This is a genomic window from Halorussus halobius, from assembly GCF_004765805.1.
Classification (GTDB): domain Archaea; phylum Halobacteriota; class Halobacteria; order Halobacteriales; family Haladaptataceae; genus Halorussus; species Halorussus halobius.
The window spans coordinates 87,230-100,622 of sequence record NZ_ML219773.1 but is presented as its reverse complement, the minus strand read 5'-3'; the positions used below and the strand labels follow the sequence as shown (position 1 = coordinate 100,622).

The 13,393-nt window shown below is 68.9% G+C and carries 12 protein-coding genes and 1 tRNA gene; 5 read left to right on the top strand and 8 right to left on the bottom strand.

From position 1 onward, the window contains the following. Window positions 1-89 precede the first annotated feature (89 nt). Together EPL03_RS00505 and EPL03_RS00500 are read left to right on the top strand one after the other, a co-directional pair. Window positions 90-2,540 (top strand): GAF domain-containing protein, encoded by a 2,451-nt coding sequence (locus EPL03_RS00505; RefSeq protein ID WP_135827380.1) that lies wholly within the window; start codon window positions 90-92, stop codon window positions 2,538-2,540. A gap of 53 nt (window positions 2,541-2,593) precedes the next feature. After that, a complete protein-coding gene (locus EPL03_RS00500; RefSeq protein ID WP_135827379.1) occupies window positions 2,594-3,352 on the top strand; it encodes a topoisomerase DNA-binding C4 zinc finger domain-containing protein in 759 nt (252 codons plus the stop codon). 33 nt (window positions 3,353-3,385) lie between these two features. Here EPL03_RS00500 and EPL03_RS00495 read toward each other — a convergent pair whose 3' ends face one another. Next, window positions 3,386-4,117, bottom strand: a complete 732-nt coding sequence (locus tag EPL03_RS00495) for a phosphatase PAP2 family protein (protein ID WP_135827378.1) — start codon at window positions 4,115-4,117, stop codon at window positions 3,386-3,388. A 360-nt stretch (window positions 4,118-4,477) separates the two neighbouring features. On the opposite strand from EPL03_RS00495, the gene EPL03_RS00490 reads away from it, so the two are divergent. Both EPL03_RS00490 and EPL03_RS00485 read left to right on the top strand, forming a co-directional pair. Continuing rightward, window positions 4,478-4,888, top strand: coding sequence for a ribbon-helix-helix protein, CopG family (locus EPL03_RS00490; RefSeq protein WP_135827377.1), 411 nt, complete (start codon window positions 4,478-4,480; stop codon window positions 4,886-4,888). 150 nt (window positions 4,889-5,038) lie between these two features. Continuing rightward, complete coding sequence (locus tag EPL03_RS00485) at window positions 5,039-6,409, top strand: hemolysin family protein (RefSeq protein WP_135827376.1); 1,371 nt, start codon at window positions 5,039-5,041, stop codon at window positions 6,407-6,409. A 63-nt stretch (window positions 6,410-6,472) separates the two neighbouring features. On the opposite strand, the gene EPL03_RS00480 is transcribed toward EPL03_RS00485, so the two are convergent. Beyond that, window positions 6,473-6,928: a DUF5814 domain-containing protein gene (locus EPL03_RS00480; protein ID WP_135827375.1), complete on the bottom strand. Its 456-nt coding sequence runs from the start codon at window positions 6,926-6,928 to the stop codon at window positions 6,473-6,475. Between the two features lie 113 nt (window positions 6,929-7,041). Between EPL03_RS00480 and EPL03_RS00475 the strand changes: the two genes are divergently transcribed. After that, window positions 7,042-7,114, top strand: a tRNA-His gene (locus EPL03_RS00475). A 62-nt stretch (window positions 7,115-7,176) separates the two neighbouring features. On the opposite strand, the gene EPL03_RS00470 is transcribed toward EPL03_RS00475, so the two are convergent. The 6 genes from EPL03_RS00470 to EPL03_RS00445 are packed head-to-tail and all read right to left on the bottom strand — an operon-like array spanning window position 7,177 to window position 13,376. Further along, window positions 7,177-7,674, bottom strand: coding sequence for a hypothetical protein (locus EPL03_RS00470; protein WP_135827374.1), 498 nt, complete (start codon window positions 7,672-7,674; stop codon window positions 7,177-7,179). Between the two features lie 5 nt (window positions 7,675-7,679). Then, window positions 7,680-8,732 (bottom strand): ABC transporter ATP-binding protein, encoded by a 1,053-nt coding sequence (locus tag EPL03_RS00465; protein WP_135827373.1) that lies wholly within the window; start codon window positions 8,730-8,732, stop codon window positions 7,680-7,682. After that, window positions 8,729-9,754, bottom strand: coding sequence for an ABC transporter ATP-binding protein (locus EPL03_RS00460; RefSeq protein WP_135827372.1), 1,026 nt, complete (start codon window positions 9,752-9,754; stop codon window positions 8,729-8,731). The genes EPL03_RS00465 and EPL03_RS00460 overlap by 4 nt, the downstream gene beginning before the upstream one ends. Next, window positions 9,755-10,723 carry a nickel transporter permease gene (gene nikC / locus EPL03_RS00455; RefSeq protein WP_135827371.1) on the bottom strand — a complete coding sequence of 323 codons (969 nt, stop codon included), beginning with the start codon at window positions 10,721-10,723 and terminating at the stop codon, window positions 9,755-9,757. 1 nt (window position 10,724) lies between these two features. Then, window positions 10,725-11,678, bottom strand: a complete 954-nt coding sequence (nikB, locus tag EPL03_RS00450) for a nickel ABC transporter permease (protein WP_210424876.1) — start codon at window positions 11,676-11,678, stop codon at window positions 10,725-10,727. Window positions 11,679-11,711: 33 nt separating this feature from the next. Beyond that, window positions 11,712-13,376, bottom strand: a complete 1,665-nt coding sequence (locus EPL03_RS00445) for an ABC transporter substrate-binding protein (RefSeq protein WP_135827370.1) — start codon at window positions 13,374-13,376, stop codon at window positions 11,712-11,714. Window positions 13,377-13,393: the final 17 nt, after the last annotated feature.

Below are 13,393 nucleotides of genomic sequence, written 5' to 3'. Positions count from 1 at the left end.
CGCGCCGAGCCAATCACTCGCCTTTCGTGTGATGTTTAAATGTAATTATAGACAATATTTTTGTCCTCCTGTTCGAAAAGGCTTTGAAAGTGAACGGAGCCGAAATCGGGAGCGATATATCGGCCCTGTACATCGACGACGACCGGGGACTGCTGGAGCTCACCCAGGACTTTCTGGAGACGCGAGCGCCCCACGTCGACGTCGAGACCACCGCGTCGCCGCGACGGGGGCTGGAGCTGCTGGACGACCGGGAGTTCGACGTCGTGATCTGCGACTACCAGATGACAGAGATGGACGGGCTGGCGGTGCTGAAGCGGCTGCGCGAGGACCGCGACGACGGCACGCCGTTCGTGATGTTCACGGGGCAGGGCCGCGAGGAGGTTGCCGTCGAGGCGCTGAACCTCGGCGCGGACCGCTACATCCAGAAGGGCGGCGACCCCACCTCGCAGTACGACGTGCTCGTTCGGGCCATCGAGCAGGAGGTCGAACACGACCGGGTCCAGCGACGCCTCCGGAACCGCGAGGAGAACCTGCGAGTCACCCTCGAATCCATCGGCGACGCGGTCATCACCACCGACGTCGACGGGCGTATCACCCGGCTGAACCCGGTCGCCGAGGACCTCACGGGATGGGACGCCGACGACGCCGTCGGACGGCCGCTGCCGGACGTCTTCGAGGTATACAATCACGAGACCGGCGAGCCCGAAGACGACCCCGCACGGACGGTCTTAGAGGAGGGGCGAGTCGTCGGGCTGGCCAACGGGACGAGGCTCGTCCGGCGGGACGGGTCCGAGCGGTTCATCGCGGACAGCGCCTCGCCCATCGAGAACGAGGACGGGGAGACCGTCGGCGTCGTCGTCGTCTTCCGGGACGTCACCGAGGAGTACCGCGCCCGGGAGCGCCAGCGCGAACAGCGGAAGGCCGTCATCGACCTGTCGGTCGACGAGGCCATCACGGCGGGTGACCTCGACCGGGGCGCGCGGACGATAACGGAGACGGCAGCGGGCGCGCTCGACGTCGACCGGGTCGGCATCTGGCTCTTCGAGGACGACGGGACCGTGCTCCGATGCGTGGACCTGTACGAGCGGTCGACCGACGCCCACGAGTCGGGGGCCGAGCTGTCGGCCGACGAGTATCCCGACTACTTCGACGCACTCACCGAGCATCGCGCGCTCGACGCCCACGACGCGCGGACCGATTCGCGCACCGCTGCGCTCAGGGAGTACCTCGAATCCAACGGGGTCACCTCCCTCCTCGACGCGACCATCCGCTCGGCTGGCGAGGTCGTCGGCGTCGTCTGTCACGAGCACGTCGGCGAGCCCCGCGAGTGGACCGACGACGAGCGCCGGTTCACCGGGGAGGTCGCCGACCAGACGCTCCGACTGCTCACCAACCGGCGGCGGACCAAGTACGAGGAGACGCTCAAGGAACTCCACGGTATCGCGACCGACGTCACCGCGTTCGAGACGCCCGAAGCCATCTGCGAGCGGACGATAACGGCGGCCGAGACCATCCTCGACTTCGACCAGTGCGTGATGAACCTCGAAGATGACGGCATGCTCCCCATCGCGGCGGTCTCCGAGGAGCTCCCGTCGGAGGGGGTCACGCCGATGTCGGTCGAGGAGGGCATCGCCGGCAAGACCTACCGGACCGGCGAGTCGTTCCGCTTCGCCGACGCGCAGGACGTCGAGGAGGCGAACCCGCAAGGGCCCTACCGGGCGGCGCTCAGCGTCCCGGTCGGCGACCACGGCGTCTTCCAGGCCGTCAGCGAGCGCACGGGGACGTTCGACGAGGACGACCGGGAACTGGCCGAGCTACTCGTCTCCCACGCCGAGCGGGCGCTCGACCAACTCGAGAAGGAGTGCGAACTCCGCGAGCGCAACGAGCGCCTCGACGAGTTCGCCCACGTGGTCTCCCACGACCTCCGGAACCCGCTGAACGTGGCGCAGGGCAAACTCGAACTGGCTCGCGAGACCGGCGCGGACGAGCACTTCGACGACGTGGCGCGCGCCCACGACCGGATGTTGCGGTTGATAGACGACCTCCTCGCGCTGGCGCGGGAGGGGGAGACCGCCATCGAGACGCGGCCGGTCGACCTGGCGGCGACGGCCGAACGGTGCTGGTCGAGCGTGGCCGGGGGCGGTGGGACCCTCGACGTCGAGGCCGACCCCACCGTGCGGGCCGACCCGGAGCGACTGCAGCAGTTGCTGGAGAACCTGTTCCGGAACGCCGTCGAGCACGGCTCGGCGGGCACCCCGACCGGCTCCGACGACGCCGCGAACCCCGGCGGCGCGAACGTGACCGTCCGCGTCGGCGAGCTCGACGACGGGTTCTACGTCGAGGACGACGGGCCTGGCATCCCCGCCGAGCAGCGCGACGAGGTGTTCGAGGTCGGGTACTCGAACAGCGAGGCCGGGACCGGGTTCGGCCTCTCGATCGTGCGGCGGATCGCGAGCGCGCACGGCTGGGAGGTGAGCGTGGCGGAGGGCAGCGACGGTGGTGCCCGCTTCGAGATCACGGGCGTCGCCGTCGAGGAGTGAGGAGCGCCGCCCCACGCTAGAGTTTAAATCCGAGGACGGGACCAAACCGGCCCGTGACCGAACCTGTCCACGTCTACGCCGGCGAGTGTACCACTACGTATCGAGCCGACGCCGACCCGCAGCGCCAGCGCGGCCGGGTCGTGGTCGTCCACAAGCCAGACGGGACCGTGCTGGTCCACGACGCGGCGGGCTACCAGCCAGTCGCGTGGCTGACCCGGGCGAACGCGGTCCACCGCGAGCGGGGCCCCGAGGGCGGGTTCGGGCTGGTCGCGGTCAAGGACGGCGAGCGCCTCCGGGTCGAGAGCCACGGCGACGCCGACCACGCGTGCCACGACGCGACCCCGGCCGGCGTCCCGGTGGGCCACTGCCCGGACTGCACGGGGCGTCTCGTCCGCGCTCGCGGGTCCGTCACCTGCCTCGGTTGCCCGGCCGAGTACGGGCTGCCCCGGGACGCCGCCGTACTCGACTCGACCTGCGACTGTGGCCTGCCCCGGATGGCGGTCGAGCGCGGCGCGCGGTTCGAACTCTGCGTGGACCGCGACTGCGAGGGCCTCGACGCGTCGGTCCGCGAGCGGTTCGACCGCGAGTGGTCGTGTCCCGACTGCGGCGGGGACCTCCGAGTGTTGCGCGAGCGCTCGCTGTTCCTCGGCTGCGAGAACTATCCCGACTGTGGGACCAGCGTCGGCCTCCCCGACCGCGAGGTGGTCGGGACCTGCGAGTGTGGCCTCCCGCTGGTCGCCCCGGAGTCCGGCGACGCGACGGCCGACGCCGACGCCCGCTGTCTCGACGGCTGTCACCGGGCGGCGCGGTAGCGACGCCCGAGCGTCCCACCGGGCGGTCGAGCGTCACTGCTCGGCTCGGGTCCGCGGGCTCGCCGACCGGCCGACCGCGACCCACGCGACCAGTCCGGCAACGGTGGCCACGAACCCGAGACCGGCCTCGTAGCTGCCGGAGACGGCGAACGACAGCGCCGCGAGTCCCGCCGAGAGCGCCAGCGCCCGCGTCGGACTCCGGTCGGTGAGCCACAGCGTCGCCGCCAGGACGACGACGCCGACCCCGACGCCCGCCACCACGTCGACCACGTAGTGGACGCCCAGCACGACCCGCGACGTCGCGACCAGCACGACGACCGTCCCCGCGGCGACGAGCCGGCGAGTCCGGGTCCAGACGTCCAACACGACCGCCGCGCCGCCGTAGAAGACCGTCGTCGTCACCGCGTGCCCGCTGGGGAAGCCGTAGCTGTCGGCGGTCACGAACGACTCGTAGACCCCGTGGACGAGCGCGGGCACCCACGACGGGGGCGTCGTCGTTCCGGCACCGGGCGGGCGCGGGAGTCCGAACGCGTACTTGAGGACCGTGGTGACCGCGTACGCGACGACGACCAGCGCGAGCAGGAAGGTAGCGTCCCGTCTCGGGGCGGCCGTGACCGAGCGCCGCCGTCGCCCGAGGACGAACAGCGCGCCGGCCGCGACCACCAGAAACCACGCGTCCCCGAGCTGGGTGAGCGCGCCCGCCACGGCGGTCCCGACCGCCGGAATCCCCGAGGCGAGGTCGAACCCCCCGATTCCACGCGTCATACGGGTTGGGACAGACGAGTGACGCCGATAAGTCTTCGGAAGCCCTCGGCGCGCTCTCGAACAGCAGAACCGCAAACACAGCCTCGAACGCCCTCGGCACGCTCGCCCGTTCAGTCCGCCAAGGTGACCGCAGCCACACCGCTCCGCACAGCGGGAGCCTCACGCCGCCCCAGCCTCGGCGAGCGCCTGAACGCGCTCGCCTCCCTCGCGCGCTTGGGCGCGACCACTGACGGGTCGCGCCGTGGGAGACACGCTCCCACGAGCCTTGTCTCGCTCCCCGGAACGAGTTCGAGTTGGGGCCGTACACGACCCCTCCGCCCACCAATCCTTAAGTATCGTCGCGCGGAACGTATCGACGATATGGGCAACAAGAACAAGACGATCTCGTTCCGGGTCAACGAGGACTCCTTCGAGACGCTCCGGGAGATCGCCGAACGGCGGGACCTCTCGCTGTCGGCGGTGTTCCGCGACTACGTGGACGCGCTGGTGGCCCACGACGGACGGGTGAAGGTCGTCCCCGAGAGCGAGATCGGCGAGGAGACCGACGGGCGGGAGTTCCCGCCCACGGTCGAAGTGCCCAAGAGCTTCGTGCGCGAGCACGAGCGCCTCGAACTCGAAGCCGACCACCTCCGCGAGCAACTAGACGAGTACAAGCAGTACGTCGACCGCCTCAAGCAACAGGTCGACGCCCAGAGCGACGCGGAGGAGGTCGTCGACCTCGACGAGCTCGACGACGAACTCGACGCCGACGACACGTACCGCATCGGGTAGCAGAGGCCGACTCGCCATCGTTTTGTGACGGCGGGGCGTAACGGCCGCCATGACCCGCGTTCTCCCCCCGGACGACGCGCCGCTCCCCTCGGCGTCGTCGCGTATCGCCGTCCGCGAACGCCCCGCCGCGAGGCCGACACGGAGGGACGGATGGTAGACGTCGCGCTCTCGGTCGGGCAGGTGTTGCTCGCGCTCGTCCTCGTGGTCCTCAACGGCTTCTTCGTGGCCGCCGAGTTCGCCTACGTCCGGATTCGGGCGACCACGGTCGAGAGCCTCGTCGAGGAGGGCCGCTCGGGCGCGGCGATGCTCCAGGACGCGATGGCGAACCTCGACGACTACCTGGCGGTCACGCAACTGGGCATCACCATCGCGTCGCTCGGCCTCGGGTGGGTCGGCGAGCCCGCCGTGGCCGCGCTGGTCGAGCCGGTGCTCGAACCCGTCTTGCCCTCGGGGCTGATTCACCTCGTGTCGTTGGCCATCGGGTTCTCCATCATCACCTTCCTCCACGTCGTCTTCGGCGAGCTCGCGCCCAAGACCATCGCCATCGCGCAGGCCGAGCGCATCGCGCTGTTCGTGGCCGCGCCGATGAAGTTCTTCTACTACGTGTTCTACCCCGGACTGGTCGTGTTCAACGGCACCGCCAACGCCTTCACGCGACTCATCGGCATCCCGCCGGCGTCCGAGACCGACGAGACCCTCGAAGAGGAGGAGCTCCGGATGGTGCTGTCCCGGTCGGGTCGGGAGGGCAACGTGGACAAGGCCGAAGTCGAGATGATAGAGCGCGTCTTCGAGCTCGACGACACCACCGTCCGCGAGGTCATGATTCCGCGACCCGACGTGGTGAGCGTCCCCGCGGACCTGCCGCTGGCGGCCCTCCGGACGCTGGTCGTCGACGAGGGCCACACGCGATACCCGGTCCTCGAGGAGGGCGACGGCGAGCAGGTCGTCGGCTTCGTCGACGTGAAAGACGTCATCCGAGCGACCGAGGCCCGGCGAGCCGGTGAGGGGGTCGACGCCGACGCGGCACCGACGACCGCGGGCGACCTCGCCCGCGAGCTGCCGGTCGTGCCGGAGACGGGCCGCATCGACGACCTCTTGGCGACGTTTCAGGACGAGCAGCGCCAGATGGCCGCGATAATCGACGAGTGGGGGTCGTTCGAGGGCATCGTCACGGTCGAGGACGTCGTCGAGGAAATCGTCGGCGACCTCCGCGACGACTTCGACCCCGACGAGGCCGAACCGTCGATACAGCGCCGGGAGGACGGCACGTACGCGGTCGACGGCGGCGTCGCCGTCTCGGAGGTCAACGAGGCGGTCGACGCGGACTTCGCGGTCGAGGGCGTCGAGACGGTCGGCGGACTCGTGCTCGACCGACTCGGGCGCGCCCCGGCGGTCGGCGACCGCGTGGCCGTCGACGACTACCGGTTCGACGTCGAGCGGGTCGAAGGCGCGCGAATCTCGGCGGTCACCGTCCGCGAGACCTCGCCCGAGGAGGAGCCGGCGGACGACCGCGACGAGTGAGACGCGCGGAGAACGAAGCGACCGCGGACGGGAAACGTCGGCCGAACTGCGCTCGGCGACCGCCTACCCGGAGAGGGTGCGTTTCTTCTCGCGGGCCGTCGTCGCGGCCTCGTCGTCGCCCTCCACGTCGGCGAGTTCCTCGACGGCTTCGAGGGTGCGGACCGAGTCGTCGAGAAACGAGAGCACGTCGCCCGGGTAGGCGTACACCATGTAGTCGTCGGTCATCACGTCGACGATGGCCTCGGGGCCCAGCCCCTGCTCGCGGAGTTCGAGCAGGTACCGCATGAACTTCCGCTCGGCACACCCACAGTAGGGGTTGCTCTGGCAGTCACAATCCAGGAAGTCCTCGGCGAAGTCGAGCACGCGCTCCTGGGTGGTGTCGTCGAGCTGGGCGAGGTTCTGGCCCTGGAACAGCATGTCGAGCGTCGCGCCCTTGAACGCCCCCTTCGGGATGTTGGTCTCCAGCTGGGAGCCGATCTGGCGGTGGTTCTTGACGTATATCTTGTCCGTGATGGCCACGCTTGCCGACCCGTAGGGCGGTAGCGCTCAAAAGGGTGTCGTCGCTTCGCGTCGCGGTATCGCGCGGAGTCGTAACGTATTTTAATTCGCGAGCCACTACGTCTACCTGCGTGTCCGGGTTGGGGTAGTGGACCATCCTTCAGCCTTGTGGAGGCTGAGACGCGGGTTCGATTCTCGCACCTGGACCTTCTCCCGACGAGTCCGACCGCGAGTGGCGACGCCGGGTCGCTCGCGGGACGGCCCCGGAACTACACGACCCGGAAGCGGTGGACCGCACGCGGACGGGCCGCGTTCGTCGCCGTGACCTCGACGCCGAGTTCGTGTTCGCCGGGGTCGAGCGGGAGGAACGGACCGTCCTCGTCGGCGCGCACTCGACCGTCCCACGACAGCGACAGCTCCTTGGCCTCGCGCGGCCCGAACGCCAGCGTCCCCGACTCGCCGAGCAACTGCCCGTCGGGGTCGGGTTCGGCCCGGTCGGCGTCGTGGACGCCGTCGACGTGCCAGTACCACGGCCGGAGCCCGGTGTCGAGTTCGACCGGCACCGGGAGCCGGTTGCGAAGCGTGACGTCGAACGCTACCGACTGGTCCCGTTCGACCTCGGACGGCGCGGTGATGTCGACGTCGACCGCCCGCGCCCGGACGCCGGGCGGCAGAAACCGGGCCGCCAGTTGCGACGCCCAGTCCCGGACGGTGGGCTGGTCGGCGTCCGAAGCCCTCGGGTCGTCGGAGTCGTGCGGTGGAGCCATCGCGGTCAGATTTCGAACGTCTCCATGTCGAAGTCCCGGTCCATCAGGTGACAGGCCCCGAGGTGGGAGCCGTCCTCGTCGCTCGGCACCCGTTCGAGTTCGGGGTTCATCGCCCGGCACTCGTCCTCGATGGCCACGGGACAGCGCGTGTGGAACTTGCACCCCGACGGCGGGTCCTCCGGCGAGGGGACGTCCCCGGTCAGGTTTATCTTCCGGGCGTCGGCGTGGGGGTCGGGCTTGGGAATCGACGACAGCAGCGATATCGTGTAGGGGTGGCTCGGGCGCTCGAAGACGGCCTCCGTCGGCCCGGTCTCGACCATCTCGCCGAGGTACATCACGCCGATGCGGTCGGCCACGTACTGGATGACGCTCAGGTCGTGAGAGATAAAGAGGTACGACACCCCGAACTCGTCCTGCAGGTCCTCCAGCAGGTTCAGTATCTGGCCCTGTATCGAGACGTCGAGCGCGCTGGTGGGTTCGTCGAGGACGATGAACGACGGGTCGACCGCCAGCGCTCTGGCGATGGCGATGCGCTGCTGTTGCCCGCCCGAGAACTCGTGGGGGTACCGGTCGTAGTGGGACGCCGACAGGCCGACCCGTTCGAGCAGGTCGACGACTCGCGACCGCTGTTCGTCCTCGGTGCCGATGTCGTGGATGGCCAGCGGGCGGCGTATCGCCTCCCCGACCGTCCGCCGGGGGTTGAGCGACGACTCCGGGTCCTGGAACACCATCTGGATGTCCTCGCGGACCACCGACTCGTCGACGTCCGGGTCCACGATGTCGACCCAGCCGTCGTCGGTCCGGTACTCGGCGCTCCCGCCGGTGGCCGGCAGCAAGTTGAGCAGCGTCTGTGCCACCGTCGACTTCCCACAGCCCGACTCGCCGACGAGACCGAACGTCTCGGCCTCGCCGACGTCGAACGATATCCCGTCGACGGCCTTGGCCGGAGTGCCGCCGTCGTCGCCGAGGAGGCGGTCGAGCGCCCGCGCCACCGCGCCCGAGTCGGTCCCGTAGTACTTCCGCAGGTCCCGGACCCGGAGGATGGCGTCGTCGCTCATTCGTCCACCTCCACGCCGTCGACGAACCGATAGCAGGCCGCGCGCCGCCCGTCGACGTCGACGAGGGGCGGCTCGTGGCGGCGACACTCCTCGACCGCGTACGGGCACCGGGGATGGAATCGACAGCCCGACGGGAGGTTTCGCGAGTTCGGCATCTGGCCCGGAATCGGGTCGATGCGTTCGCCGGGACCCACCCGGGCGGGAATGCTGTCGAGCAGCCCCTCCGTGTACGGGTGGAGCGGGTCGTCGAACAGGGCCTCGACGGGGGAGTCCTCCGCGACCTCGCCCGCGTACATCACGATGGCGCGGTCGCACAGCTCCGCGACGACGCTCAGGTCGTGGGTGATGAACACGACCGACGTGTCGAACTCCTCGGACAGCTCCGAGATGAGCCGGAGTATCTGGGCCTCGGTGGTGACGTCGAGCGCGGTCGTGGGCTCGTCGGCGATCAGGAGGTCCGGGTCGCACGACAGCGCGATGGCGATGAGCGCGCGCTGTTTCATCCCGCCCGAGAACTCGTGAGGGTAGTCGTCGTACCGGCCCTCGGGGTCGGCGATGCCCACCTTGTCGAGCATCTCGACGGCCTCCTCGCGGGCGGCCTGACGGTCGGCGTCCTGGTGGATGCGGACGGCCTCGGCTATCTGCTCGCCGACGGTGTACACCGGGTTCAGGTAGGTCTGGGGGTCCTGGAATATCATCGAGACCGAGCCGCCGCGATACGACTGCAGTTCCGAGTCGGAGTACGAGAGGACGTCCTTGTCGCGGAACCGTATCCGGCCGTCGGTCACCCGGCCCGGGTCGTCTATCAACCGGAGCAGCGCCTGGGCGGTGACCGACTTGCCGGCGCCCGACTCGCCGACGATGCCGACCGTCTCGCCGGGCATGACGTCGAACGACACGCCGTTGACCGCCCTGACTGCCCCGTCCTCGGTGAAGAACCGGACTTCGAGGTCCTCGACGGACACCAGCGGGTCCGCCCCGGAGTCGGCCGCCGACCGGCCGCTCGACTCGCTGTCGTTCATCTACATCGACCCTCCCTGACTGGTGCTCTCGCGGGGGTCGAGGACGTCGCGGAGCACGTCGCCGAACAGGTTGAACCCCATGACGGTGATGAAGATGGCGACGCCGGGGAACAGCGAGAGCCACCACGCCGACTGGATGTACGACCGGCCGGTCGACAGCATCATCCCCCACGAGGCGGTCGGGGGCTGGGGGCCGAGTCCGAGGAACGACAGCCCCGCCTCGGCGATGATGATGCCGCCCAGGCTCAGCGTCGCCTGGACGATGACCGGGTATATCGTGTTGGGCAGGATGTCGCCCACGATTATCTGTCGGTCGCTCGCCCCGATGGACCTGGCCGCCTTGACGTACTCGCGCTCGCGGACCGAGAGCACCTCACCCCGGATGAGCCGGGCGTAGGTCACCCAGCCCTGGATGGCGAGCGCGATGATGACGTTCCGGATGCTCGGGCCGAGCGCGCCCGCGACCGCGATGGCGAGGATGATGCCCGGGAACGCCAGCAGCACGTCGACGAACCGCATGATGGCGTCGTCGACGACGCCGCCGAAGTAGCCCGCGACGATGCCGAACGCCGTCCCCACGACCACGCTGATCGAGACCGCGAGCAGGCCGACTTGCAGGCTGACCCGCGTGCCGTAGACGATGCGCGAGAGGACGTCCCGGCCGAGGTTGTCTGTGCCCAGCGGGTGGGCCGCGCTGGGGCCCGAGAGCCGCGCGGTCGCGTCGAGCGCCCTCGGGTCGTGGTACAGCGCCGAGATGACGGCCCTGTCGAGCAGGAAGTTGTCGACGGCCGCGAACGCGGCGACGCCGACCACCAGCGCGATGATGGCCGTGCCGAAGAGGCCGCCGCGATTTCGGAGGATGGTCCTGACCGCTCGGCGCTTCGGGTCGGCGGGCGACGCGGGGGCTGCTCCCGCGTCCGAACTGTCGTGGCGCGTCTGGTCGCCTCGTGGTTGTTGTTCAGTAGACATGTTAGTACTTGATGCGTGGGTCGATGTACGCGTACAGGAGGTCGACGCCCAGGTTCACCAGCACGAAGATGAGCGCGTACACCAGGACCGCTCCCTGTACGACCGGGAAGTCGCGGCTGAATATCGAGTCAACCACCAGCTGTCCCATGCCCGGGAGCGCGAACACGACCTCGACGAGGACGCTCCCGCCGAGCAGGGAGCCGAGCTGGAGTCCGACGATGGTCGTGACCGGGATGAGCGCGTTCCGGAGCGCGTGCTTGGTCACGATGGTTCGCTCGTCGACGCCCTTCGCTCGGGCGGTCTTGAGGTAGTCCTCGTTGAGCGTCTCCAGCATCGACGACCGCATGATGCGGGTGACGATGGCCGCCAGCGCCGTCCCCAGCGTGATCGCGGGGAGTATCAGGTGTCGAATCCACTGGACGACCGACTCGGTCGGGCTCACGTAGCCGTATATCGGGAGCCACCCGAGCCGGACGCTGACGAACAGGATGAGCAGGATGCCGAGCCAGAAGTTCGGCATCGAGACGCCCCAGAACGCGAACACCCGCGCGAGCGTGTCGGGCCACTCGTCCTTCTCGACCGCGCTCACGATGCCGGCGGGGATGCTGATGGCGAGGCTCACCGTCATCGCCGCGATGGCCACCGAGAGGCTCACCGGGAGCCGGGTCACGATGAGTTCCGACACCGGGACGCCCTCGATGATGCTCTCGCCCAGTTCGAGCTGGACGACGTTGGCGAGCCACGTGACGTACTGCACCGGGAGGGGCTGGTCGAGCCCGTACTGGGCGCGAATCTGGGCCACCTTCTCGGGGGTGGCTTCGACGCCCAGCATGGCGTACGCCGGCCCGCCCGGCGCGATGTGGATGAACAGGAAGGTGATGATGCTCACGCCGAACAGCACCGGAAACAGGTGTAACAGCCGCTTGATGGCGTATCGCTGCAGGCTAGAGGCCATGTGTTAACACTCCATGGAGGGGGCGAGAGGGCGTTACTCGTCCTGGTCGACCCAGACCGTGCGATACTCGGGGAAGAAGCCGGTCGGCCGGATGGGCTTGACGTTGTTCACCTCGTCGTAGTGGGAGACGTAGGTCTCGAAGCGGCCGAACCAGATCATCGGGTGGTCCTCGAAGACCATGCGCTCGGCCTCCCGGTAGAGGTCGGCCCGCTCCTCGCGGTCCGTTATGGTGAGCGCCTCGTCGAGCAGTTCGTCGAGGTCCTCGTTCTGGTAGTTGGCGATCCAGTTGTACTGGCCCTCCGTGTGGAACAGCGTGTGGAGGTTCCCGTAGGGGTCGAGGTGGCCGCCCCCGCCCCAGTTGAGGCTGGCCAGCTCCCACTCGTTGTTGCTCATCTGCTGGATGAGCGTCTGTGACTCCAAGGTCTCGAGTTCGACCTCGATGCCGACCTCGCCGAGCATCTGCTGGGCGACCGTACACACCTCGCGTCGCCGGGGGTTGTTGTTGTACGTCTTGAGGGTCACGTCGAACCCGTCGCCCATCCCGGCCTCGGACAGCAGCGACCGGGCCTGTTCGGGGTCGTAGGCGGCTTCGAGGTCGGAGTTGGACCCCCAGTTGGACTCGGGCAGCGGCCCCACGAGCTCGTCGATGTCGGTGGTGAACTCGCGGAGCTGCTGGTTGTCGATGGCGTAGAAGGCGGCCTCCCGGACGAGCGGGTCCGCGAACGGCCCCTGCTGGGTGTTCATCGTCAGGAAGTCGATGGTGTTCGACTGGCCCAGCATGCTGACCAACTCGTGGGCGTCGTCCTCGCGCAGGTCAGAGACGCTCTCGGGCGGGACGCCGTGGAGGTAGTTCCCCTCGTCCTGGTAGGCGTTGAGCCGGGTCGTGTCCTCGGGGAGCGCCCGGAACTCCCACCGTTCGAGGTAGGGGAGCTGGTTGCCCGCCTCGTCCTCCTTCCAGTAGTCGTCGTTGCGCGTGTACACCAGCACGTCGTTCTGGGTGTCCCACGACTCGAACTCGAACGGGCCGGTCCCGACCGGGTTCTGCTTCATCCACTCGTCTTCCTCGCCTTCGAGCGCGGCCCGCGAGACGAAGTACGCCGAGGAGTTGAGGTTGTCGAGGAACGGGGCGAACGGCTCCGAGAGGTGGATGGTCAGCTCCATGTCGCCGCTGGCCTCGACCTCGTCGACGTAGCTGAAGTTGGCCGCCTCGGGCGAGTAGTCCGACAGCAGGCGGTCGAAGTTCCACTTCGCGACCTCGGCGTTCCACTCGCTGCCGTCGTGGAAGGTGACGCCCTCCCGGAGGGGGAAGACGTAGGTCTGGTTGTCCGGAATCTCGACGTCGGTCGCCAGTTCGGGCTGCCACTCGAGGTTCTGGTCGTACGAGAGCAACTGGTCGTACGGGATGTACTGCTCGGCCGCACCGTACCCCATCGTGTCGTGGGGGTCGAGGCTGGGCGCGATCTCCGACGAGAAGAACGTCAGCTCCCCGCCGGTGTCGATCTCGCTCGGGTCCGTCGGGGTCTCGGTCTCGGCCGGCTCGCCGTCGGTCGTCTCGCCGCCGGCCGACCCGTCGTCGGTCGTCGTCGCCGCGCCGTCGTCGCCGTCGCCGGTACAGCCGGCCAGCGCCGTGATGGACGCCGAGCCGAGGAGCTTCGTCAACGTCCGTCTATCGAGGTTCGATAGGTCGTCTCTTTGCATCGATATACCACCCCTGA

What these genes read in the sequence shown, in the direction of transcription:
- EPL03_RS00445 (WP_135827370.1), bottom strand. Translation starts at nt 13,376, where the DNA reads ATGCAAAGAGACGACCTATCGAACCTCGATAGACGGACGTTGACGAAG.
- EPL03_RS00470 (WP_135827374.1), bottom strand. Translation starts at nt 7,674, where the DNA reads ATGGCTCCACCGCACGACTCCGACGACCCGAGGGCTTCGGACGCCGAC.
- EPL03_RS00495 (WP_135827378.1), bottom strand. Translation starts at nt 4,117, where the DNA reads ATGACGCGTGGAATCGGGGGGTTCGACCTCGCCTCGGGGATTCCGGCG.
- nikC (WP_135827371.1), bottom strand. Translation starts at nt 10,723, where the DNA reads ATGTCTACTGAACAACAACCACGAGGCGACCAGACGCGCCACGACAGT.
- EPL03_RS00485 (WP_135827376.1), top strand. Translation starts at nt 5,039, where the DNA reads ATGGTAGACGTCGCGCTCTCGGTCGGGCAGGTGTTGCTCGCGCTCGTC.
- nikB (WP_210424876.1), bottom strand. Translation starts at nt 11,678, where the DNA reads ATGGCCTCTAGCCTGCAGCGATACGCCATCAAGCGGCTGTTACACCTG.
- EPL03_RS00460 (WP_135827372.1), bottom strand. Translation starts at nt 9,754, where the DNA reads ATGAACGACAGCGAGTCGAGCGGCCGGTCGGCGGCCGACTCCGGGGCG.
- EPL03_RS00465 (WP_135827373.1), bottom strand. Translation starts at nt 8,732, where the DNA reads ATGAGCGACGACGCCATCCTCCGGGTCCGGGACCTGCGGAAGTACTAC.
- EPL03_RS00490 (WP_135827377.1), top strand. Translation starts at nt 4,478, where the DNA reads ATGGGCAACAAGAACAAGACGATCTCGTTCCGGGTCAACGAGGACTCC.